This window comes from Actinospica sp., assembly GCF_035552695.1.
Classification (GTDB): Bacteria; Actinomycetota; Actinomycetes; order Streptomycetales; family Catenulisporaceae; genus Actinospica.
The window spans coordinates 47,529-70,287 of sequence record NZ_DASZKT010000116.1; the positions used below are offsets into that span (position 1 = coordinate 47,529).

Here is a 22,759-nt window from a genome sequence, read left to right on the forward strand (position 1 = left end):
CCGGGTCGCCGGATCATCGGAAGTTCCGTCCCTTCAGCCGGTCGGGCTGAGCGTCGACCCGCAGCGGGGCGAGCCGCCCGGCGACGAGGTTGATGGCCTTGCTCTCCTTGTCGCCGTCCCTCTCGGCGCGCTCCAGGTGCCCGGTGATGCGCAGCGCCCCGTGCGACAGGCACACGCGCTGGTACCGCTGCCAGATGCCCGGCGAGCAGACGACGTTGACCAGCCCGGTCTCGTCCTCCAGGGACAGGAAGCACACCCCGCCCGCGGTCGGCGGGCGCTGGCGGTGCGTCACGATCCCGGCGACGTGCACCGGGTGCCGGTCCGGCAGGTGTTCCAGGTCCGCGATACGCAGGTACCCCGCGGCGTCCAGCAGTTCGCGGGTGTGCGCGATGGGATGGGAGTCGGGACTGGTGCCGGTGGCCCACAGGTCGGCGAAGGTCTGCTCGACGAGGGTCATCGCGGGCAGTTCCGGAACGCCGTCGACGCCCGCGGTCCCGGGAATGTGGGCCTCGGTGGTCCCGGCCAGGGCGCCGACCTGCCACAGCGCCTCACGGCGGGCCAGCCCGAAACAGCCGAACGCCCCCGCCGTGGCCAGCGCCTCCAGCGCCGCGAGCGACAGCCCGGTCCGCCGGACGAAGTCCTCCAGCCCCTCATAGGGACCGTTCTTCTCGCGCTCCTCGGCCACCCGCTCGGCGGCGCTGTCCCCGAGGGCCCGCACCGAGGCGAGCCCCAGCCGGATGACGGGCTGCGGGTGGCGTGAGGCGTGCCGGTGTCTGGGCACGTAGTCGTGCGGCGGAGGCTCGAGAGTGGCCTTGTCCTTGGAGACGTTGACGTCCACGCCGCGCACGGTCACGTCGTGCCGCCGGGCATCGCTGATCAGCGAGGCCGGACTGTAGAAGCCCATCGGCTGGTTGTTGAGCAGCGCCGCGGCGAACGCGGCCGGATAGTAGCGCTTCAGATAAGAACTCGCATATACGAGGTAGGCGAACGAGATGGAGTGGCTCTCCGGGAAGCCGTAGGAGCTGAAGGCCTCGAGCTTGCGGTAGATGTCCTCGGCCAGTTCCGGCCCGATCTTGTTGGCGGCCATCCCGGCCATCAGCCGCTGCCTGAGCGCGAGCATCTTCTCGGTGGAGCGCTTCGCGCCCATCGCCCGCCGCAGCCGGTCGGCCTCGACGGCGGAGAAATCCGCCGCGGCGATGGCCATCTGCATCACCTGCTCCTGGAACAGCGGCACGCCGAGGGTGCGGGCGAGCGCCTCCCTGAGCAGTTCGTGCGGCGGCTCCGCGCTCTCGACCCGGTTGCGGCGGCGCAGATAGGGGTGCACGGCGCCGCCCTGGATCGGCCCCGGGCGGATCAGCGCGACCTCGACGACCAGGTCGTAGAACTCCCTCGGCTTCAGCCGCGGCAGGGTCGCCATCTGCGCCCGCGACTCGACCTGGAAGACGCCCACCGAATCGGCGTCGCACAGCATCTCGTACACCTCGAGATCGTCCTCGGGGATCTCGCCGAGGCCCAACCGCCGGCCGTGGTGCTCGCGGACCAGGTCGAAGCAGTCGTGCAGGGCGCCGAGCATGCCCAGGCCCAGCAGGTCGAACTTCACCAGGCCGGCATCGGCGCAGTCGTCCTTGTCCCACTGCACCACCGAGCGGTCCGCCATCCGCGCCCACTCGGTCGGCACGACCTCCGCGATGGGACGGTCGCACAGCACCATGCCGCCGGAGTGGATGCCCAGGTGCCGCGGCAGGCCGTGCATCCGGGTCGCCAACTCCAGCACGTCGGCGGGAATGTCGGAGACCTCTACCTCCGACGCTGCCGGGTAGGGGCCGAGCCGTTCGCTCCAGGCCTGCTGCGCGCCGGGGGAGTAGCCGAGGGCTCGCGCCGCGTCGTGGATCGCCATCTTGGCCCGGTAGGTGATCACGTTGGCGACCATCGCGGCGCGCTCCCGGCCGTACACGTCGTAGACGTGCTGGATCACCTCCTCGCGGCGGGAGGACTCGATGTCCAGGTCGATGTCCGGATAGCCGTCCCGCTCCGGGGACAGGAAGCGCTCGAAGACCAGGTTGTACTTCACCGCGTCCACGTTGGTGATGTACAGGGCGTAGCAGACCGCCGAGTTCGCCGCCGAGCCGCGGCCCTGCGCGAGGATGTTCTTCTCCCGGCAGAACTTCGCGATCTCGTACACGATCAGGAAATAGCCCGCGAGATCCAGGTCCGCGATGGTCCCGAGCTCCTTGAAAAGCTGTTGATACGCGCGCTGGTTGACCTTGCCGGGCGGCCCGTAGCGCTTCGCCGCCCCCTCCATCACCAACTCGTGCAGCCACGTGGATTCGCTGTGCTTCTCGGGAACATTCCGGTTCGGCAGCCCCGGGGCCACGGCGGCGAAGTCGAACGCGCACTCCCCGGCCAGTTCCACGGTGCGTCGCAGGATGCCGGGGAAGCGGGCGAAGCGCTCGGCCATCTCCTGCCCGGAACGCAGGTGAGAAGTGGCCCCGGCCGGCAGCCAGCCGTCGATCTCCTCAAGGCTGCGCCGGGCGCGCAGCGCGGCCAGCGCGCTGGCCGTCGGGAAGTCCGAGGGGGTGGCGTAGTGCACCTGGTTCGTGGCGATGGTCCTGGCGCCGTACCGGGCGGCGAACTCGGCCAGCGCGTCGTTGCGCTCGTCATCGCCGGGCATGTCGTGGTCGACCAGTTCGATCACCACGTTCTCCCGCCCGAACAGGCCGCGCAGCCGGTCCAGCTCCCGCGCCGCCGCCTCCGTACCGCCGGAGTCCAGCGCGGCGGGAATCAGACCCTTGCGGCAGCCGGAGAGCACCGTCCACCCGCCCGCCGCGTGCGCCGCGAGCTCCTCGAGCGCGTAGACGGCCCGCCCCTTGCCCGAGCCCGCCATCCGGGCCCGGCCGATCGCCCGGGACAGCGAGCGGTACCCCTCCGGCCCCCGGGCCAGCAGCAGCAGATGCGCCCCCGGCGGGTCCGGCACTCCGGTCCGCTCGGACCGGTCCGCCGCGAGGGAGAGCTCCGCGCCGAACACCGTGCGCACCCCGCTGTCCTTCGCCGCCTGGGCCAGCCGCACCGCGCCGTACAGGCCGTCGTGGTCCGTGATCGCCAGCGTCTCGAGGCCGAGCCGCGCCGCCTCGGCCACCAGCGCCTCCGGCTCGGACGCGCCGTCCAGGAAGGAGAAGCCCGAGTGGACGTGCAGCTCCGCATAGGGCACCGGGGAATCGGCCCGGCGGACCGGCGGCGGCTGCCCGGCGGCCTTCGCGGTCAGCTCGCCGTGCCGGGTCCAGGAGAGGATCTTGTCCAGCTCCCGCCACGCCATGACCGGGTTGTTGAAACCCACGGAGCGCACCTCCCTTCCCTGCGCCGAGCACAGACGGCATCTCGTTCGAACATTTGAACCAAAGGTTCTTCGAGTTTCGGACGGGGGCTGCGAGCATGTCAAGCACGGATTGGTCGTCTGGGAAGATTGAGCCCACCGGCGGGCCAAATCGCCCAAAAATTGACCTAAGTAGGCCTAATCCGGCCCTAAGCCGTAGCCGCCCAGGCGTCCGCGACGATCGTGCGCAGATCGGAGTGCCGCGGCTGCCAGCCGAGCTCGGCGCGGATGCGGCGGGTGTCGGCGAGCAGCATGGGGGCCTCGCCGCGCGACGGGTGGTGCTCGACCGGGACCTCGCGCCCGGTCACGTCCCGCACCGTCCGCACGACGTCGAGCACCCGCGCCCCAGTCGCACCGACGTTGAACACGGCCTGTCGACCGGGCACGGCGTGCTCGAGGGCGAGTTCGAAGGCCCGGGCCACGTCGCGCACGTGCACGAAGTCGCGGACCGCCGCACCGTCGCCGTTGATCCGCAGGGCCGGCAGGTCGCCGCGCGCCACGGCCAGGGTCTTCGGGATGATCGTGTCCGGGTCGCCGGTCCGCCCGCCGACCGCCCCGGCCACGTTGAACAGCCGTAGCGCGACGGCACCGAACGCCGCGTCAGCTGCCGCCGCCCCCAGCACATCCAGCTCCGCCGCGCGCTTCGTCTCGCCGTAGTCGTTCGTATCCTGCAGCGGCAGATCCTCGGGAATCGGCTGGAGCGCGGGCCGGCCGTACACCGCGCCGGTCGAGGCGAGCACGAAACGCACCGGCCGCCCGGCACGTGCCGCCTCCTCGGCCGCGGCCTTCGCCACCGTTGCCGCCCCGCCGTGGTTGACCGCCCAGTACTCCTGCGCACGCTCACGTGCCTCGCGCACCCGGGCCAGCGCCGCGAGGTGGCACACGCCGTCCACATCTCGCACCGCATGCCGCATGGCCGTCGCGTCACGCACGTCACCGTGGACGATCTCCCGGCCGGTTGAAGCGATCCCCACACGGCTCGTCAATGCTCGAACCTCGTGTCCCGCCGCCGTCAGCCGCTCGACCAGTGCCGTACCGACGAAACCGAACGCGCCCGTGACCAGTACCCGCACGCCGTCAGCAAACCATCCGGAACCATCCCGCGCCAATTTCCGCCGACGGAGCGGTAGAGTCACCCTGTGGCCCTGATCGGCAAACTGCTGATGAACCGGCGCGCCGGGGAGAAGGATCTCGTCTGGAACGAGGTCGTGCTCACCGGGCCGGAGACCCTGCGCCTGTCCAGCCCCGCCTTCGCGGACGGCGGCCCGATCCCGAGCGAGCACGCCGGGCGGCGGATCGGCGGCGCCAACGTCTCACCGCCGCTGACCTGGAGCGAACTGCCCGCGGGCACCGCGCAACTGCTTCTGGTCATCGAAGACGTGGACGCCCCCACAACCAAGCCATTCGTGCACTGCGTCGCCCTGATCTCGCCGGACCGCGCGGCCGACGGCCTGCCCGCCGGCGCGCTCTCTCGCGACACGCCCGGCCCCGGCGTCACCCTGCTGCGCGCGCAGTTCGGCTCGGGTTACCGCGGCCCCGAACCGATCAGGGGGCACGGCCCGCACCGCTACGTCTGCCAGCTCTTCGCGCTCGGCACCCCGCTGCCCGGGACCGTGGACGGCATGCCGCTCACCCGGATCCCGCCGCGCAAGATCCCGCCCCTCGTCGCGAGCGGAAGCCTGCTCGCCCGCGGCCGGCTGACCGGCGTCTACGAGCGCTGACATAACACTGATACAACCAAAGCCGGCGCAAACGCAGCACAAACGCAGTGCGGGCGCGGCCGGGCGCTCAGCCGAGTTCGTACTCGAACCAGATCCGGTGCGTGCCGTCCGCGTCGATCGCCATGCCGCCGCTGCCGCGGATCCCGGCGAGTTCGCCGGTCCCGCTGGTCGGGACGATCGTGAAGAACTCCTCGCCGCGGTCCGCGCCGCCGGTCGTGGCCGAGTGCGCGAAGTTGAACGCCCCGGTCCGACCGTCCACGGTGCCCTCGAAGGACTCCATGGCCACGTACGTCCCGACCCCGCTGGACTGGTCGAACGCCGCAGTGAACAGCGTGGCCGACCGGCCCTCGACCGCGCCCTCGTAGCGCTTCTCCATCGTGGAGACGCCCACCGGCAGCCCCGTCGCCACCGCCGGGTCGGGGGACAGTTCGGTGGGCGTGAACGCGACGACCTTGAAAGTGCCTGATGCTCTCACAGGAAAATGATAGAGAATGCAGCCATGCGACGGTTCGCACTACGCCCCCGCGCCGGATCCCGAGGCCCTTTGCGCAGCCGCCGGGCCCGCTACGCCGCGCTCGCGGTCGTGGGGGTCACGGTCGGAGCGATGATCGTCGTCTCTCGTACCAGCGCGTGCGCCGCCGGACCACCGCAGGAATCAGGCGGCGCGTTCTCCGCCGGCACGCGCTTCTATCTGTTCCCGAACTCCGCCGTCGAGTACTGGGATACGCACAACACCGCGAACCCGCTCGAGCCCGCGATAGCGAGCCGCATCGGCGACGTGCCGTCAGCCATCTGGTTCACGCAGTACGACCCGGACCGGATCGCCGGGCAGGTCCGGCAGATCACCGCGCAGGCCGCGGCCGAGGGCACCGTGCCCGTGCTCGTCCTCTACGACATTCCCGAGATCAACTGCAGCACGACCCCGCCCAGCGGCGCGCCGTCCATCGCCGCCTACGAGTCCTGGGCCTCGGCCTTCGCATCAGGGCTCGGCGATCACTCGGCGATCGTCATCGTCGAGCCGGACGGACTGTCCCTGCAGACCTGCCTGAACGCGCAGCAGGCCGCGGCACGCGACGGCGCGATCGGATATGCCGGTTCGGCCGTGCACAAGGCGGATCCGAACGCGCGCGTCTATTTCGACGCGGGCAATTCGGCCTGGAACCCGCCGCAGGTCCAGGCACAGCGACTGGCTACTGCGAACGTGGCGACGAGTGCGAACGGCATCGTCTCGAACGTCTCGAACTTCCTGCCCACGGCGGCCGAAGTGAGTTACGACGAGGAGATCCTCGCGGACCTCGGCGACCCGTCCGGCCTGCACATCGTCGTGGACACGAGCCGCAACGGAAACGGCGGGGGCAGCACGTGGTGCGACCCGTCCGGCCGCGCCCTCGGCAAGACTCCGACGGTCGACACCGGCGATCCGCTCGTCGACGCCTACCTGTGGGTCAAGGATCCGGGCCAGGCTGACGGCTGCGCGGCCTCGGCCGGAGCATTCGATCCCGAGTTGGCGTACGCGCTGATCGCCAACGGCCCCGGCGGCGCGCCGACTCTCCCCGCCGCTTCCGCTGCCGGGACGGCGGCCGCGACCGGAGCGGGCGTCGGAACCGGCGCCGCGCCGAACAAGCCAGCGGCCACGCAGCAGACGTACCCCGGCTGCCGCTGACGGTTCTTCGCGCGCGTGGTTCCTCCCGCACCCGGTTCTTCGCGCACGCGGTCCTTCACGCGGTTCCTCACGTGGTTCTTCATGCAAGGAGCCCCGGCGTCCGCCCTTGGACGCCGGGGCCTGTCGTAACGGTATGGGCTCAGGTCATCCGCTCACTGATCCGTGTCAGCTGCCGCTGCTCTCCCAGGTGACCGAGAAGTCCTCGCCGCTGCCGTCCAGGCTCGAGGTGGTCGCCTCGGTGACGCCGCCGTCCGAGACCAGGTTGATCTGGCTCGGGCTGCTGCTGCCGATCGGGTTGCCGTTCGCGGTCGAGCCGGTGAAGTTCACCGTGCCGAAGTTGGACAGCGGCAGCACGCCGTTGCTGTACGGGGCCTCGGCGATGATCTCGGCCGAACCGTCCTGCGCGGTGGTGGAGCTCTGGTTCGTCTTCTCCGACCAGCCCTGCGTGTTGTCGGTGAGCGTCAGCGTGAAGTTGCCGGAGCCGTCGGTGCTGACCGAGCCGGTGAACGAGTCGCCGGGCTCGACGTCGTCGCTGTAGTTCACCGGGTACGCCGGGTACATCTCGTACCAGGACGAGTACGAGGCCGTGCCGCCGGAGCAGTCGGCCTCGGTGCCGGTCTGCTCGACGGAACTGGTCCCGTCGCCGTCGATACCGACCCAGAAGCTGGAGTACGTGTCCTCGCTGCCGCAGTTGACCGCGGGCTGCACCCAGCTCGACGAGACGCTGGTGTAGTTGCCGCCGGTCGCGGCGTAACCGGCCCAGTTGTCGCTGGTGGCGTGCAGGATGACCTTGCCGTGGTGGTGCGCGGACGAGACCGGGGTCAGGTGCGAGGCGGTGGTGCCGGACGAGTGGTGCATCACGTCGCCGCGGGCGTGCACGTGGTGGGTAGCCGCGTGCGCCGGGGTCGCGGCGAACGCGGCCGTGGAGGTGCCGACGGCCAGCGCGACGGCGCTCAGCCCGATAGCCGGGGCGAGCAATCTCCTCGTGGGCATGGGAAAACTCCTCATGGGTGGGATCCGTGGGCAGGAGTCGGCAGCTGGCGCGTCGTGGGTGTTAGCGCGTCTGCCGGGATCCTTGTTTGATGATGGAGAAACTAGGGCCGCGAACCCTGAATGTCATCCGAGCCCCAGGCAAAACAGTTGTCCACACCTCGCAAATCACGCACCGCGCAAAGTAAAGCCAGAGTCAAGTTCAGGGGCATTGGCAGGTTCTTAACAAGACTTAGCGATTCATGAACGAGTTGCGCGCCGACCCGGGTCATGCCGCGTCTCCACCCGCGAATCAACTCCAGGGCTGAGGACCGCGCGCGTGCCGCGTCATACCTTGAAGTCAACGGTGGTCAAGCCGCCGAGGTGGCCCGGGAACGGCCCGGGAAGCCTGCCAGAGACGAGGGGAACCGATCGTGATCTTCCTGATCCGCCGCCTGATCCGCCTGCTCAAGAACCGCAAGCGGCAGGGAAGTATCTAGCGGGGAGATATCCAGTCCTGATAAGCCCGCCGCGGTGCCTCGCGGACGTCACGTCCGGCAACGTCCGGCACCGCGCGGGCGTCTTTCTTGACCGCGCTCATGCGCAGTCATGCGCGGTCTCATGCGCAGGCATGCGCGGTGGGGCCGCCGCCGTTGTCTCCCGGCTCCCGGCTACCGGCGCCCGGCCACCTGTTCCCGCTTCTGCCTCCCGGCTCAGTCGTGAGCCGCGAGCCGGGCGAGGAGCCGCTGCTTCGCCGCCGGCCACTCGTCCGCGAGCAGCCCGTAGAACACCGAGTCCCGTCGTGTCCCGTCGAGCCGCGGTTTGTGGCTGCGCAGCACGCCCTCCCGCGTGGCCCCGAGCCGCTCGATCGCCGCCTGTGAACGCAGGTTGAGATTGTCCGTCTGCCACTCGACGCGAGCCGCGCCCAAGGTCTCGAACGCACGTGCCATCAACAGCAGCTTCGCCTCCGTGTTCACGCCGCTGCGCCAGCACGCCCGGGCCGTCATCGTGCCGCCGATGTGCACCGAGCGCAGTTTCTCCTCCGGAGGGACGTAACTCGACATCCCGATCAACGCGCCGGTGCGCGGGTCGCGGTACACCCACGTCGTCCGCTGCCCGAGCGCGCACGCACGCAGCATCCCCGTCACGTGCGCGGCCATCTCGTCCTCGTTCCGCGGTGGCGCGCCGGGGAGGTGCCGCCACACCTCCTCGTCGTCGAGGGCGCGGAAGAGCCCTTCGGCGTGCTCCGGGCCAAGCGCCTCGAGCACGACGTGCCGCCCCTCAAGCGTCGGCGCCTCAAGCCACGGCGACGCGGGGACGAGCGGGTGACGCTCGAACGGCGGCGAGAGGAGCGCGAGCGAGGCCATGTTGAATCCTCCCATGTATTAGTACAACACGCTGATTGAAGTAATACAAGGATAACCCCCTTGTGATCGCTGGGCAACTCGCTTCGTTGTCAGAGCTGTCAGCGGTGTCAGCGCGGTGCGCGCACGGTGGCCGGCCCCTTGAGCGTGCGCATGATCGGTGACGTTTCCACCTGCCGTACGCCCAGATCCGCCACCCGTGTCGTCAGATACGTGTACAGCGAATGAAGGTCCTTACAGAGCAGGACGGCGTGCAGGTTCGTCGCGCCGGTGGTCGCGCACGCGTATGCGACCTCCGGATGGTCGGCGAGCGCGAGTCCAGCCGATTCGAGCTGGGCGGGCGGCACGGATGCCCAGAGCAGCACGCGTGTCGCGAGGTCGTAGATCCCGTAGTCGTACTCGACATCCAGGAAGACCGCGCCGCTTGCACGCAGGTGCGCCAGCCGTCGTCTGACAGTGCTCTGCGACCAGCCGGTCGCCGCCGCAAGTTCGGCCAGGTCGGCACGCCCGTCCCGACCGAGCACCGCGAGCATCCGTCGATCCCCGTCGTCCAGGGAGATCGGTTCCTGCTCGCCCGGGACGTTGCGGTGCCCCTGAACCGGCTCGGGTTGCAGGGTGCTGACTTCTTCGGGCGAAAGCGCGCCGGACTTCATCGTCAGCCCGAGTGAGCCGCCGAAGAACCTGTGCATGACACAGTGCGCCGACATGCTCACCACGCTCGGCGTGTTCGGCAGCCGCGCCAACAGCAGCGAAGGCTCCTCCATGAAGCCGGCCGGAGCCCACGTCGAGCAGCTGATCTCGGTGCCGCCGGACGACATGCTCACCCAGGCCGTGTCGTCGCGCATCGCGAGCGTGCGTCCCAGCTTCTCCGCGCCGTCCGGCCGGCATTGCACGCGCACGAGCCACAGCACCTCGCCCATCAGCGAGGGGTCGATCGAGGCGAGTACCCGCAAGTGCCCCGCCGTCCGCAGCCGGGTGTAGCGGCGCGCGATCGTCTGGTCGGACACGCCCAGCACCTCGGCCATCCGGCTGAACGGGAGCCGTCCATCGAGCTGGAGAGCCTGCAGAATCCGCCGATCGAGTGCATCGAACCTGGAAGATTTCACCAAAGCAGCGTAGCTCGTGTCGGATTCCGCCGGACTCCGCTATCTGGCTGTAGAAATGAACAGTCACCACCGATCCTGGAGCCATGACCTCGAGGATCGCCGACGAGCAGCCCCCCGGCACCCAGCCCGGAGTTTCCGACCGAACGCCCGGCCAAGCGGCCCCGCCGACAGTTCACAAGTGGACGCCCTTGGTGACGATCTGTCTCGGCGCGTTCATGTTGCTGATCGACGTAAGCATCGTGAACGTCGCGCTGCCGAAGATGACCGAAGAGTTGCACTCGTCCTTCACCTCGCTGCAGTGGGTCGTGGACATGTACGCGCTCGTGCTCGCCTCGCTGCTGATGGTCGCGGGATCGCTCGGCGACCGCTTCGGGCATCGACGCCTCTATATAGGAGGCCTCACCGTCTTCGCCCTCGCGTCGCTGGCCTGCGGCCTCGCCCCCAACGTGACTGTGCTCATCGCCTCGCGCGGTGTGCAGGGCGTCGGCGCGGCGGGCATGTTCACCGCGACCACAGCGCTGCTGAGTGCCACATATCAGGGCCGCGACCGGGGCACCGCGTTCGGCGTCTGGGGCGCGGTCAACGGCGGGGCCGCGGCCCTCGGCCCGATCCTCGGCGGCCTGCTCACCGACCAGTTCGGCTGGCGCTCGATCTTCCTGGTGAACCTGCCGGTGGCCGCCGTGGCGGTGTTCATGTCCTTCCGCGTCCTCGGCGCCTCACCGCACCGTGGCCAGCGCCGCATCGACATCCCCGGCGCGGTGACGTTCACCGCCAGCGCCGCAGCCGTGACGTACGCGCTGATCCAGAGCAACACCGACGGCTGGAACAGTGCCACCGTCCTCGGCCTCTTCGCCGGCTCGGCAGTGGCACTCGTCGCCTTCATCGTCGTCGAACTCCGCAGCGAGGACCCGGTGCTGGACCTTTCCCTGCTGCGCAACCGCTCCTTCGCGGGCCTTATGATCGCCGGAGCGCTGCTCTCGGCCGGAGCCTTCGCGCACCTGACGTACACGTCGATCTGGCTGCAGTCGATTCTCGGCATGAGCCCGATCAAGGCTGGCCTCGCGGTGTCTCCACTGGCCCTTACTGCGTTTGTCGTGGCGGGCTTCGGCGGCAGGCACCTCAGCAAGCTCGCGCCGCAATGGCCGATCGGCCTCGGCCTCGCGCTGATCGGCGGCGGCACGCTGCTGCTGATGATCGTTCACGGAAACTCGTCCTGGCCCGCTCTCGTCCCCGGCCTGCTGATCGCGGGAGCGGGCGTGGGAATGAGCACGCCGGTCCTCGCATCAGCGGCCATGTCCGCAGTGCCGCACCAGCGTGCCGGCATGGCAGGCGGTGCACTCAACACGTTCCGCCAACTCGGCTACGCCCTCGGCATCGCCGTCCTCGGAACCGTCTTCGCGCACCAGGCGAGCAGCACCAGTGCAGAAGGCGCGCGTCACGCCGTGGCCACGAGCCTCGACCACGTCTTCGCCCTGGCGGGCGGAATGACCTTGGCGGCGGCGATCGCCGTACTGCTCCTCGTACGCCGGTCCGAAGCTAAGTCCTGGTAAGTCCTGAGGCTTGGCAAGCAAGGCGTCGGTGACGCCAGCGGGGCGGGTGGAGAGTAGATTCCACCCGCCCCGAACGCGCAGAGCCTGTGACTCTACGACTCGGCGGCCAACTTCGCCGCCTTGCCCCACGCGTGCCAGCGATCGATCTCGATCCAGCAGCTCACGCGCTGCTGATCCCGTGCGGAGTAGTCGGAACCGGTGTAGTGCCGGGAGATCCGGTCGATCACCGAGAGGTCCGGGTCCTGCACCGTGGCCACGACTCGCCCCTGCAGGCTCACGTGCGAGTACCACGAATCGCCGTCGAGCACAGTCAGGCTGACGCGCGGATCCGCCTCCAAATACTCGAGCCGCTTACGCACCGCGGCCAGGTTCACCAGGACCTTGCCGTCTTCATACAGGTACCAGGTGGCGACGGACACCGGCTGACCGTCGGACCGGTTCGACGCGAACACGGCGGGATTCGGGCGGCTGAGGAACTCGGCGATCGGCCCGGGCACAGGAGTCTTCGGCATGCCCCGACCGTATCAGCCCACACCGACCAGCGCCCCTGACCGACGCCCGGCGAGTGCGTAGTCCCCGCCACACGCGTCGCGTTCTGACTCTGGCCGGCGCCCCTGACTGACGCACCGCGCCGTGTTCGCCCCGCCACACGCGTTGTGTTCTGACTCTGACCGGCGCTCGTGGCCGACGCCCGGCGAGTGCGTAGTCCCCGCCACACGTGGCGTTCTGGCTCTGGCCAGCGCTGTGACCGACGCGCCGCGCCTGTGCTGGCCCCGCCACACGTGTCGCGTTCTGACTCTGACCGGAGCCGTGACCGACACACCACCGCATAGACCCCGCTAGGCGTGTCCGTCACCGACCGGCCCGTGGCCGACGCACCGTGTCCGCGTACGCCCTGCCACGCAATTACGGGGCATCCTCGACCGACGCGCGGCGACCGCGTAGGCCCGCCACGCGTATCGTGCTCCCCTCACCGACCGGCGCCCCTGACCGACCCTCCGCGCAGGCGCCGCGACGCACGTTGCGATTCGACTCTGACCGGCGGTCGTGGCCGACGGACCGCGATCGCGCGGGCACCGTCACCCGCGTTGCGTCCCGTCACTGACCGGTGCTCAGTACCGCGGAGGGCTCCGCGACGTACGTTGCATTCCGTCGCTGACCGGCACCCTGTACCGCGTATGCTCCGCGACGCGCCTTGTGTTCCGTCGCCGTCGGCGCCTGTGCTCGAAGCACTGCCGCGACCGCGCAGGCCCGGCCGCTCGCGTCTCGCTCCGTCGTGCGGGTTCGGCCTCGCGCCAAGTCTGTCGGTGGCGGTGCGTCCGTGGGCCGGTACGCCGTCAGCCGGTCACCCATTCCCGAAGGGCGCGCCGCAGCCCCTTCGGATCAGGGAACTCCGGGTCCGCCGCCCACGCGACGTGGCCATCGGGGCGCACCAGCATGGACGGCGCGTCCGGATCCAGGCCGACCACCAGGTCCAGCCGCCCGGTCGCCGCCACGTCGACGGCCTCGCGCTCGTGCAGGCCGCCGACATCCAGCAGCACGAATCGTCCCGCGCGCAATGCCCCGAACAGCCGGGCGGACTCGCCGCGCAGCCGCGCGTCCTGGGCACGGGCGCCGACCAGTGGATGCGCGCCCTTGGGCGCCGGATACTTTACCCAGAGCCCTGATATGGCCAGCGGCAGGCGACGTGCAGTCAGCGGCACGTGCAGCGCTGCCGAGACGATCTCGTTGCGCGCCGTGCGAGCCGCGGTCGAGTGCAGCATCGCCAGACGCAGCAGCGCCCCGCTGCCTTTGATCACCTTCGCGCCCACCGGACGGCGTTCCGCCTCGTATGAGTCCAGCAGGTCGGGGCCACCGGTGAGCGCCGAGGCGAGCTTCCAGGAAAGGTTCGCCGCGTCCTGCAGACCCGTGTTCATCCCCTGCCCGCCAGCGGGGGAGTGCACGTGCGCCGCGTCGCCCGCCAGGAACACCCGGCCGACGCGGTAGCGCCGCACCTGCCGCTCGTCGCTGTGGAACCGCGAACTCCAGCGCGGACCGTACATCCCGAAGTCCGTGCCCAGTACCGATCGCGCGATGTCCTTGAGCTCCTCGATGTCCACCGGATCGTGCTCGCCGGCGGGCTTCGACCGGTCCCAGCTGATGACCCGGTAGTAGCCGTCGCCGAAGGGCACGATGAAGGTGAACCGGTCGCCGATGCTGTTCGTGGCGGCTCCGCCCGGCGGCTCGTCCTTGAGCAGCACGTCGGCCAGCATCACGGACTTCACCACACTACGCCCGGGGAAGGGTTCGCCGAGGAGCTGACGCACGGTACTGCGATGGCCGTCCGTGCCCACGAGGTACGACGCGCGAATGGTCCGACCGTCCGCCAGGGTCGCGGTCACGCCCCGCGTGTCCTGCATGAGGCCGGTCAACTCGGCCGGACGGACGAACTGCACACCGGCGTCCCGCGCTCGGCGCAGCAGCACGCCTTCCGTCTCGTACTGTGGCGTGGCCAGCATGTACGGGTATCTGCCGGGCAGCCGCGACATGTCCACGACCGCCTTGTCGAACAGCCGCAGCGCGGTGACCTGCCTGCCGCGGGAGACCAAGGTCTCGGCGATACCGCGCTGGTCGAACAGCTCCAGCGTCCGCGCGTGCACCACGAAGGCGCGGGTGAGCTCGGATCCATGCTCGTGTCGTTCCACCAGGGCGACGGGGATGCCCGCGGCCGCCAGGTCGCCGGCCAGCAGTAGTCCCGTCGGTCCGGCGCCAACCACGATGACCCCGGTGTCCGAGTGCTCAGTGTTGTCAGCGGGCATGGCAGGGAGCATAGATGTCTGTCCCGACCTGAGCCAAGAAGCGTATATGACCTCCCTCGCGGTGTGCCTTCAACTTCGTGCAACGTCATAGTTGCACATGGTCGCTATCCTGTGCAACTATGAAGTTGCAGGTTTTCGGAAAAACGAGGAACGCGGAGGGATTGACCATGGTCAGCGATCGCATTGAGCAGGATGTTTACATCGCGGCGCCGGTGGCGCGGGTGTGGGAGGTCATGACGGAGCCGAGGCACGTGGGCATGTGGTTCGGCGTCGGCGAACCGGCGGAGATCGACCTGCGCCCGGGCGGTCGGATCGTGTTCGACCACGGAGAGCACGGCAAGCTTCCGGCTGTGATCGAGAAGGTTCACGAGCCTGATTGCTTCTCGTTCCGTTGGGCCGCGGACGATACGGGTGGCCGAGAGCCCGATGCGGGCAACGCGACGCTGGTCGAGTTCACGCTGGAGCCGGAGGGCGAAGGCACGAGGCTGCGTGTCGTCGAGAGCGGATTCTCCGAGGTGAAGGCGGATCCGGAAGCCATAGATCGCCGGTACACGGCCAACAAGGGTGGCTGGCGGCGGGCGCTGCTCAGCCTGACCAGATACGCCGCGCACGAGGAATACGAAGGGGGCGGATGAGCTGAAGGCCCGGAGCGCGTCTCAATTCCGTGCGAGGATCTCTAAGGAGCGAGCAGGCGGCGATCGACGTCCTGGATCGTGTGGAAGACGGCCCAGGTGTGAAGGCCGGGAGCGGATGGAAGGAGGCGTGGCGGTCCTATGACGCAGAGCCCTGCGGAGGAAGCGCTCATCGAAGTGGTGCTTGCGGCGTTGGCGGATCCGACGCGGCGCCGCATCCTCGACGGCCTGTCCACCGCCGGGGGCGGCACCGCGACGATGCTCGCCCAAGACCTGCCGGTCACCCGTCAGGCCGTGGTCAAGCACCTCGCGGTCCTGCATCAGGCGGGGCTCGTCGTTGCGCGAAAGATCGGGCGCGAGGTGCGCTACAGCGTCGCTCCGGCGCCGCTCGCTACCACGGCCCGCTGGATGACCGATCTCGCCTCGGAATGGGGCCGACCGCTGCAGAACGTCAAGCGTCTCGCGGAATCGGGCGAGTAACCCGGCCGGGATTCATTTGGAGGCTGATGGCATGTCTCTGGTGAAGACGACCCGCGTCCGGCCCGGACCGTTGTAGTCCTCGACCACGCGCGCGTCGAAGCCGAGGGCGCGGTGGAAGGCGATCGAGCCCGCGTTGCCGACAGAAGTGATCGCCTTGAGGCGCACGGCATCCTGGTTGCGGGCCGCCTCGACGAAGGCGCCGTAGAGGCGGCGGCCGACTCCGGTACCCCGAGCGTCGTCGCGGGTCGCGATCAGGTGCACGTAGGCCAGGCGATCCGGCGTGACGAAGCCGAAGACATAGCCACGGATGCCGTCCTCGGCAACGGCGACAAGCGACGTCAGCGGGAACTCCTGGACAAGCGCATGGAGATGGAGCGCCCTCAGGTCACGATCGCCCCAGTAGCGCCCATGGTCGTCGAGCACCAGCTGGAACTGCTCCATCGTCACGGGCACGATCTCGCCGGCGTCGCCGGTCGGGGGAGAGGCATTGAAGGAGTCGGTCACGAACAGATCTTCACATCCGATTCGAACTGAAGGAAACGCGAGCGCTGCCGGACTCCGTCGGGTCTTGCGCGAAGTCGAGTCCGGCAGCGCTTAGCGGTGGTCGGCAGTTGATCAGTAGTCGAGATCAAGCTCCCACTGCTGGTCGAGACCGCCGCTAGAGGGCGACTGGACGACTCCGGCGTTCTCGTTCAAGGACGCGCCGCTGACGTCCGCGAGCAGGCCGCTGTTCTTGGCTGTGAGCGTGTAGTAGCCGCTGCTCAGCGCCGTCAGGAGCCACTGCTGGTTCGTGCCTCCGTTCGCCGCCCATTGGTCCAGCTGCACGCCCGCGGTGTCCGAAACGTTCGGCACATCGAGCACGAGGCCACTGTTGACGTTCGTCACCGTGTAGTAGCCGCTGCCCAACGGGGTGAAGCGCCACTGCTGGTTGGTTCCGCCGTTCGGGACCCACTGAATCAGCCCGCCGCCGTTCGACGTCGAGGCACCCGAGATATCCGCGAGGAGGTTGCTATTGTGATTCACCAGGTTGTACGTCGCGTTCGGTTCCGCGACCGACACCAGCTTCCATTTCTGGTTCGTTCCACCGTTCGACGGCCACTGATCCACGACCGCTCCGTTCGCGGTCGAACCGCCCGCCACATCGATGGCCTGGCCGCTGCTCTTGCTCGTCAGTGTGTAGGTGCCGTCTCCGTTGTTCGTGACCTGCCACTGCTGGTTCGAGCCGTCGTTCGTGGCCCATTGGTCGAGTTGCGTACCGTCCGTGGTCGAACTTCCAGGCACGTCCAGAACGAGGCCGCTCGCGACGTTCATCAACTCGTCGTAGCCAGTGCCCTCGCTGAGCAGTTGCCACTGCTGGTCCGCCGAGGAGGATGGCGTGCTCTGCACGATTCCCGCGCCCTGTGCCGTCGAGGCCCCGGATGTGGCGAGTGCCAGGCTGCTGTTCTCGTTGAGGATCTGATAGGTCGCGGCCGCTGTGCTGGAGCCGACCGGGGTGACCGACAGGTCCGAGAATTCATCGGTCTGCCAGCCGTCCACGCCCAAGCCGACCTGGCCCTGGCCGTACGAACTGTCGGTGACGGTACCGACGGTCGTGCCATTGATCGCTGCGGAGATCGTCGAGCCGTTGAACGTCAGCGCAAGGTGCGACCACGTGCCGGTGCCCGGAGCGGTGACGGTGCCGGAAGCGAGGGTCGTGAGCTCTCCGTTGTAGTCGTTCTTCACAATCGCCCAAGCGCCGGTGTTCGACAGTTGGAGGTAGTACTCGTCGATCCCGGCGACCGAGAACGGATGCTGTGTTTCGACCCTGCCGAGCAGTTGCACCGCGCCCGACTGGTTCATCAGCGCATCCGCCGAAACCGTGTAGTTCGTCCAGCTGAGATCGCCGATCGTGGTGTACGGGTTCGAGGCGTTGTCCCAGTTGATCGGCTCCTGCGCGGCCATCTGCTCGACGCACTCACCGGTCCGGCCGCCGGTGCAGGGCTGGATCTCGAACGATCCGTTCTGGTCGGACAGGTACTTCGCCTCGCTTCCGGTGCTGTACTCGCTGAAGGAGTCCGCGTACGGCAGCGGGAGGGAGGCCTTGGCCGGTGGCTGCGCGGTGCCCTTACCCTGACCGGTCGTCGTAGTGACGGTGTAGATATAACCGGGCTGGAGCGTCAGCGAGTACGTCCCGTTCGACGGCGTGATGTCCTGGCTGTGCACGAGATAGTCCGCAGGGTTCTGCGAGTTCAGATCCGTGGACCACACGTGCACGGTGCCGGCGGACAAGCCTCCGGAGACAGTGAATGTCGCGGTCTGCGCGGTCGTCGCGGTGGTCGTCTCCAGGATCGTCGAGTAGTTCGTACCGTCCGGGGACTTCAGAGTGACGTAAGAGCCGTTCGACTCGGCGCCGCCGAGATAGCCGCTGCCGTCGTTCAGGAACTGCCAGCCGGGCGAGGTGAACTGGGTGACCTGCGCGGTCGCCCAGGTCTCTGCACCGACCTCGTACGCCCCGGACCAGGGCGAGTTCGCGACCATGAGGCCGGTCGTGTCATAGCCCAGGTTGGGATAGATCGCGGCGACGAGCGGCCAGTTGATGTAAGCCGTCAGATCGGCGTCCGTATAGCCGCGGGTGATCGAGCGGATCAGCGCGGGCGCCCCCGAATCGGTGTCCTGCGAACCGTTCTCGCTGGCCCACAGTTGCTTTCCGGAGGAAAGTGCCGCGCTGGTGGTGGAACACGTGTCCGCGCTCCCGCCGTCGCCCCCGCACGGATAGTGCTCGCCGATGATGCCGACGGACGCGGCGAACGTCGAGTTGCTGTCGATGTCTCCGGCGATCGACCAGTCCGAGTCCGCGCCCACGATCGTCACCGCGGAGTACCCGTCGGCATCCAGAGTGCTGCGAAGCTGCTCGTACCAGGCGATGTTGTAGCCGCGTTCGTTCCAGCCGCCGAGGTAGTTGACGGTCAGGCCGTGCGATTTCGCGCAGCCGAGCCAGGCGACGAGATAGTTGATCATGTCGGTGGACCAGAAATTGCCACCGCCGATCCAGCCCGGCGCTCCCCAGGCCAGGCCGTAGAGCTTGATGCTCGGGTCGAGGGCCTTCGCCTGCTCCATCAGCCACCATTCGTAGCCGGTGCCGCAGTCGACGGAGCCCTTGGTGTGCTCGATGCTGGACTCCGAGCCGTCCGTCGAGTTCGCGTCGCCGCCGATCTCGACCTTGAGGATCTGCAGGTCGGCGCCGTATCCGGGCTTGAACAGGTAGTCCAGGATCGCGGTGCGTTCGGCCGGCGGATAGTCGATCAGCAGGCGGGAGTTGCCGCCCCCGCCGCTGATCGCGCCGATGCCGTCGAACGTGCGTCCGGCCGAGGCGCCGTTGACCGCGACCGTGGTGGTCGTCGCGGCGTGGGCCGGGGCGGGAACGGAGAGCTGGGCCGCCGCGAGGGCGGCGGCGGCCAGGCCGAGTGCGGCCGCGCGGAGGCGCGAGAGTCGTATTCGCATGGGCTGTGGTCCTTGTGTGGGTATGGCCGACCGCCGAGGGTAGTCAGCGGAAACAGACAAGATCGAACACAGATTTACGGGGTATTACGACAATATCCACCGTCAGTGGACATCGGTATCCGTGTTCTGTCAAGCCGCCGTCGCCGTCCGTGGCCAACCCTGTGCGCGATCCCGCGCGCCCCGCCCCTGTGACCTCCGGTTCAGTGCCCGTTCACGTCGGAAAGCACTGAGATCGGGTCCCCGTCCACGTCCTCGACCAGCGCCAACCAGGTCTGATACGCGGAGTTGAACGGCTCCTCACGCTGCTGGATGGCGACCAGAAGTGCGTCCGCCGTGGCCCGTGCGTTCGCGATCACCTCGGCCGGATAGCCGTAGCGCGCCTGGTGCTCCAGGAACTCGTCCTCGTCCACGATCGCGGGTGCGCGTCCGTCCCGGAAGCGCAGCACATCCAGGTCGAGATCGACCATCGTGATCTCGTCGGGCGCGGTCCATTCGGCGACGGTCGTGATGTCGCAGTAGATCGCGGTCGGCCGGGGCGCGGCGTGGAAGGCGCCGCACCACCAGTCGGCGCGGCGGATCAGCTGGACGTGTGCCTGATCGAAGGTCACCTCCGGCTCCGAGCCGCGGGCCATCCGCATGTTCCTGCCCCAGCCGAGCCAGAGGCCGTGCTCGTCCTCGCCGAGGCGGCGCATCGTGCCGTGCCAGTGCAGGGAACGGTCGTATTTCCGGTACGTCAAACGGATCAGTTCACTCATGCGCCCGAGCGTAATCGGGCGCCGCGCCGGGATCACCGAATTCGGACCCGATGATGCTCTCACAGAGCGGTGTGCGCGCCGCGTTCACCGTGGACGAAGGCTGACGCAAGGGTCGATGTCCGACGTCCGGGGCGTGAATTCCGGGTGATGCGCCGTCCGTGTCTTGCGTGCATCGGGACGTGCGCTCGCGTACGCTGCGCACCGTGCCTCGTACCGCGCTCAGCCTCTCCGGCCCCGCACCGTTGCCCGCCGGGCGTGCGGCATTGGCCGAGGGCTTCGCGGCCATCCGCGTCGAGCACGAGCTGCCTGCCGCGTTCCCGCAGGCCGTCCTCGGCGAGGCCGGTGTGGCCGTCCGTGACCTGGGGCGGCCGGAGCTCGACCGCACCGACCTGCCACTGGTGACTCTGGACCCGCCGGGTTCGCGAGATCTGGATCAGGCGATGGGGATCGAGCGGCGGTCCGGCGGCGGGTTCCGGGTCTGGTACGCGATCGCGGACGTGGCCGCGTTCGTGCGTCCCGGTGGTGAGCTGGATCGGGAGGCGCGTCGGCGGGTGCTGACGTGCTACCTGCCGGACGTCCGGGTGCCACTGCATCCTGCTGAACTGTCCGAAGACGCGGCGTCGCTTCTGCCGGGACAGGATCGTCCGGCCGTGCTGTGGTGCGTGGATGTAGACGCGCATGGTGCTCCCACCGCGGTTGACGTGCGGCGGGCGCTCGTTCGCTCGCGCGCGCAGTTGGACTATCCGGCGATGGAGCTGGCCTTGGCCGAGAGTCGTGCGCCGGCGGTCATCGGCCTGCTGTGTGAGCTCGGCGGTCTACTCGAGGCGCGGCAGACCTCGCGCGGCGGCATGATCCTCAACGTGCCGACGCAGCAGATCAGCTCGACCCCGGACGGCTGGCGGCTCGAGTACGCGGTGGAGCGGCCGATCGAGCGGTGGAACGCGCAGATCTCGCTGCTGATCGGCGCGGCCGCGGCAAGGATCATGCTGCGCGGCGGCGTCGGCATCGTACGTACTCTGCCCGAGCCTTCACCGATCACGGTCCGCCGCTTGCGTAAGGCCGCCAAGGGCCTGGGTGTGGTCTGGCCGGACCGGCGCAGCTACCAACGGCTCGTCAGCAGTCTGACGCCGGATGACCCGCATCAGGCTGCGCTCCTGTGGGAGGCGATGGCACTGCTGCGCGGTGCCGCGTACACGCCGTTCGACGGAACCTGCCCGGCCAAGCCGAAGCATTCCGCTCTCGGCATCGCTTACGCGCACGCGACAGCTCCGCTGCGTCGCCTCGTCGACCGTTACACGTCAGAATGCTGCCTCGCGCTCACGGCCGGACGGGACGTGCCCGACTGGGTGCGTGAGACGTTGCCCGAACTGCCCGCCGACATGGAGCGCGGCGAGCGGCTGAGCCGAACGGTGGACCGTGCGTGTATCGACCTGGCTGAGGCCGTGCTGCTCGCGGACCGGATCGGCGAGGACTTCACCGGCGTCGTGCTGGATCTGAACGATCGGATCGACTGGGACCAGAACGGCAAGCCCGACGCCGGCACCGTGATGCTGCGAGACCCGGCGGTGATAGCCCGCCTCGACGGCCATGACCTGCCGCAGGGAACCGAGGTGCGCGTCCGGCTGACCAAGGTGGACGCGGTGGAGCGCAAGGTCTATTTCGACTGGATCGACGCGGAGTAAGATAACAGGCCCGCAGCTGATTGAAGGGTGAGCTGACGGCGGTCCGAAGGAAGCTGGCGGCAGTCGAAGGGGGCTACGGCTTCCGACGGAGCTGCGCAGTCCATGGGGGCGATCGCCGCTCAAGGGAGTGCGCGAGGCTCTCGGAACCACTAGGCGTGTCGGATTCATTTAGCTCTGCCGGACCCGCTGGCTGTGCCGGACTCTTGCTCTGTCGGACCTTCTAGCTAGCGTCAGTCGTATGACCGAACCGATGCGATACGGCGTCATCCTTCCGGGCGGCGCGGCACCGCAACAACTCGAACTCGCGCTGATCGCGGAGGAGCACGGCTGGGACGGCGTGTTCCTCCCTGAGGTGACGTACGGAGTCGACGCGTGGTCGCTGCTCGCCGCGATGGCGGTTCGTACGACGTGGGTCAAGCTCGGTACGTTGCTTTCGCCGCTGCCCTGGCGTCGGCCGTGGAAGCTGGCCAGCCAGATCGCGACGGTGGACCAGCTCTCGGGAGGGCGGGCGATCGTCACCGTGGGGCTCGGCGCGCCGGAGGTGCTGCTCGGCACGACCGAGGTTACGGATCGGCGGGAGCGGGCTGAACGGCTGGACGAGGGCATTGACCTGATGCGCACTCTTTGGGCGGGTGGCCGGACATACCGCGGCCAGTACTACGTGCTCGCTGCGGACGGCGGCAGCGAGTTCATCGATATCGGCGGTCCGGTACAGCGGCCCGTGCCGATCTGGGTCGTCGGCGCGTGGCTGAAACCGCGATCGATGCGCCGCGCGGCGCGGTGCGACGGGGTCGTGCCCGAGTACTACCTCGACGGCCGCGAGCCGACGCTCGAGGACGTCCGCGAACTGAAGGCGTGGCTGATCGGGCACGGAGCAAAGCCGGACATTGACGTCATCGCGGATGGCGAGACCCCGGCGGACGACCTTGTGGTGGCGAAGTCGCAGGTGGCGGCACGCGCGGAGGCCGGCTGCACGTGGTGGCTCGAGACGCGTTGGCAGCGGTCGGCAGACGAGTCTGTGCGGCTCGACGAGGTTCGCGAGCGCATCCTCGCAGGACCGCCGCGCCCCTGAGGCAGATAGGGGATGGGAGCCTGCCGGTTCGCGGCCCGGATTCGGTGGGGACGCCGCGCGCCGCTGAGCCTGTGGAACCCACTAGTAGGCAGGCTGGTCCGTGTGGGTGGACGCCCA

At 68.9% G+C, this 22,759-nt stretch carries 18 protein-coding genes; 7 read left to right on the forward strand and 11 right to left on the reverse strand.

The window, feature by feature from the left end; translation table 11 throughout:
* Positions 1–13: 13 nt before the first annotated feature.
* A complete protein-coding gene (locus tag VG296_RS14275) occupies positions 14–3,334 on the reverse strand; it encodes an error-prone DNA polymerase (protein ID WP_349259559.1) in 3,321 nt (1,106 codons plus the stop codon).
* Between the two features lie 185 nt (positions 3,335–3,519).
* Positions 3,520–4,443 (reverse strand): NAD-dependent epimerase/dehydratase family protein, encoded by a 924-nt coding sequence (locus VG296_RS14280; RefSeq protein WP_325566181.1) that lies wholly within the window; start codon positions 4,441–4,443, stop codon positions 3,520–3,522.
* Between the two features lie 66 nt (positions 4,444–4,509).
* Here VG296_RS14280 and VG296_RS14285 point away from each other — a divergent pair, with 66 nt between their 5' ends.
* The gene (locus VG296_RS14285) at positions 4,510–5,091 is read left to right on the forward strand and encodes a YbhB/YbcL family Raf kinase inhibitor-like protein (protein WP_325566182.1); all 582 of its coding nucleotides are present in this window, start codon (positions 4,510–4,512) and stop codon (positions 5,089–5,091) included.
* 67 nt (positions 5,092–5,158) lie between these two features.
* Here VG296_RS14285 and VG296_RS14290 read toward each other — a convergent pair whose 3' ends face one another.
* Positions 5,159–5,566, reverse strand: a complete 408-nt coding sequence (locus VG296_RS14290; RefSeq protein ID WP_325566183.1) for a DUF3224 domain-containing protein — start codon at positions 5,564–5,566, stop codon at positions 5,159–5,161.
* A 129-nt stretch (positions 5,567–5,695) separates the two neighbouring features.
* On the opposite strand from VG296_RS14290, the gene VG296_RS14295 reads away from it, so the two are divergent.
* On the forward strand, positions 5,696–6,754 hold the full coding sequence (locus tag VG296_RS14295) for a glycoside hydrolase family 6 protein (protein ID WP_325566184.1): 1,059 nt from the start codon (positions 5,696–5,698) through the stop codon (positions 6,752–6,754).
* A 165-nt stretch (positions 6,755–6,919) separates the two neighbouring features.
* Here the strand turns inward: VG296_RS14295 and VG296_RS14300 are convergent, their stop codons facing one another.
* The 3 genes from VG296_RS14300 to VG296_RS14310 form a co-directional block, all read right to left on the reverse strand.
* A complete protein-coding gene (locus tag VG296_RS14300; protein WP_325566185.1) occupies positions 6,920–7,747 on the reverse strand; it encodes a G1 family glutamic endopeptidase in 828 nt (275 codons plus the stop codon).
* A gap of 689 nt (positions 7,748–8,436) precedes the next feature.
* Positions 8,437–9,090 carry a GNAT family protein gene (locus VG296_RS14305; RefSeq protein ID WP_325566186.1) on the reverse strand — a complete coding sequence of 218 codons (654 nt, stop codon included), beginning with the start codon at positions 9,088–9,090 and terminating at the stop codon, positions 8,437–8,439.
* A 107-nt stretch (positions 9,091–9,197) separates the two neighbouring features.
* Positions 9,198–10,193 carry an Lrp/AsnC family transcriptional regulator gene (locus VG296_RS14310; protein ID WP_325566187.1) on the reverse strand — a complete coding sequence of 332 codons (996 nt, stop codon included), beginning with the start codon at positions 10,191–10,193 and terminating at the stop codon, positions 9,198–9,200.
* A gap of 83 nt (positions 10,194–10,276) precedes the next feature.
* On the opposite strand from VG296_RS14310, the gene VG296_RS14315 reads away from it, so the two are divergent.
* On the forward strand, positions 10,277–11,743 hold the full coding sequence (locus VG296_RS14315) for an MFS transporter (protein WP_325566188.1): 1,467 nt from the start codon (positions 10,277–10,279) through the stop codon (positions 11,741–11,743).
* 92 nt (positions 11,744–11,835) lie between these two features.
* On the opposite strand, the gene VG296_RS14320 is transcribed toward VG296_RS14315, so the two are convergent.
* Both VG296_RS14320 and VG296_RS14325 read right to left on the reverse strand, forming a co-directional pair.
* Positions 11,836–12,255, reverse strand: coding sequence for a PPOX class F420-dependent oxidoreductase (locus VG296_RS14320; protein WP_325566189.1), 420 nt, complete (start codon positions 12,253–12,255; stop codon positions 11,836–11,838).
* Between the two features lie 825 nt (positions 12,256–13,080).
* The gene (locus VG296_RS14325) at positions 13,081–14,541 is read right to left on the reverse strand and encodes an FAD-dependent monooxygenase (RefSeq protein WP_325566190.1); all 1,461 of its coding nucleotides are present in this window, start codon (positions 14,539–14,541) and stop codon (positions 13,081–13,083) included.
* Positions 14,542–14,660: 119 nt separating this feature from the next.
* Between VG296_RS14325 and VG296_RS14330 the strand changes: the two genes are divergently transcribed.
* Positions 14,661–15,176 carry an SRPBCC family protein gene (locus tag VG296_RS14330; protein WP_325566191.1) on the forward strand — a complete coding sequence of 172 codons (516 nt, stop codon included), beginning with the start codon at positions 14,661–14,663 and terminating at the stop codon, positions 15,174–15,176.
* Positions 15,177–15,314: 138 nt separating this feature from the next.
* On the forward strand, positions 15,315–15,653 hold the full coding sequence (locus VG296_RS14335) for a metalloregulator ArsR/SmtB family transcription factor (protein ID WP_325566192.1): 339 nt from the start codon (positions 15,315–15,317) through the stop codon (positions 15,651–15,653).
* 12 nt (positions 15,654–15,665) lie between these two features.
* Here VG296_RS14335 and VG296_RS14340 read toward each other — a convergent pair whose 3' ends face one another.
* The 3 genes from VG296_RS14340 to VG296_RS14350 form a co-directional block, all read right to left on the reverse strand.
* Complete coding sequence (locus VG296_RS14340; RefSeq protein WP_349259560.1) at positions 15,666–16,094, reverse strand: GNAT family N-acetyltransferase; 429 nt, start codon at positions 16,092–16,094, stop codon at positions 15,666–15,668.
* 174 nt (positions 16,095–16,268) lie between these two features.
* Positions 16,269–19,133, reverse strand: coding sequence for an RICIN domain-containing protein (locus VG296_RS14345; RefSeq protein ID WP_325566194.1), 2,865 nt, complete (start codon positions 19,131–19,133; stop codon positions 16,269–16,271).
* A gap of 200 nt (positions 19,134–19,333) precedes the next feature.
* Positions 19,334–19,888, reverse strand: a complete 555-nt coding sequence (locus tag VG296_RS14350; protein WP_325566195.1) for a DUF402 domain-containing protein — start codon at positions 19,886–19,888, stop codon at positions 19,334–19,336.
* 203 nt (positions 19,889–20,091) lie between these two features.
* On the opposite strand from VG296_RS14350, the gene VG296_RS14355 reads away from it, so the two are divergent.
* Together VG296_RS14355 and VG296_RS14360 are read left to right on the forward strand one after the other, a co-directional pair.
* Positions 20,092–21,570, forward strand: coding sequence for an RNB domain-containing ribonuclease (locus VG296_RS14355; RefSeq protein ID WP_325566196.1), 1,479 nt, complete (start codon positions 20,092–20,094; stop codon positions 21,568–21,570).
* A gap of 238 nt (positions 21,571–21,808) precedes the next feature.
* The gene (locus VG296_RS14360; RefSeq protein ID WP_325566197.1) at positions 21,809–22,642 is read left to right on the forward strand and encodes an LLM class flavin-dependent oxidoreductase; all 834 of its coding nucleotides are present in this window, start codon (positions 21,809–21,811) and stop codon (positions 22,640–22,642) included.
* Positions 22,643–22,759 lie beyond the last annotated feature (117 nt).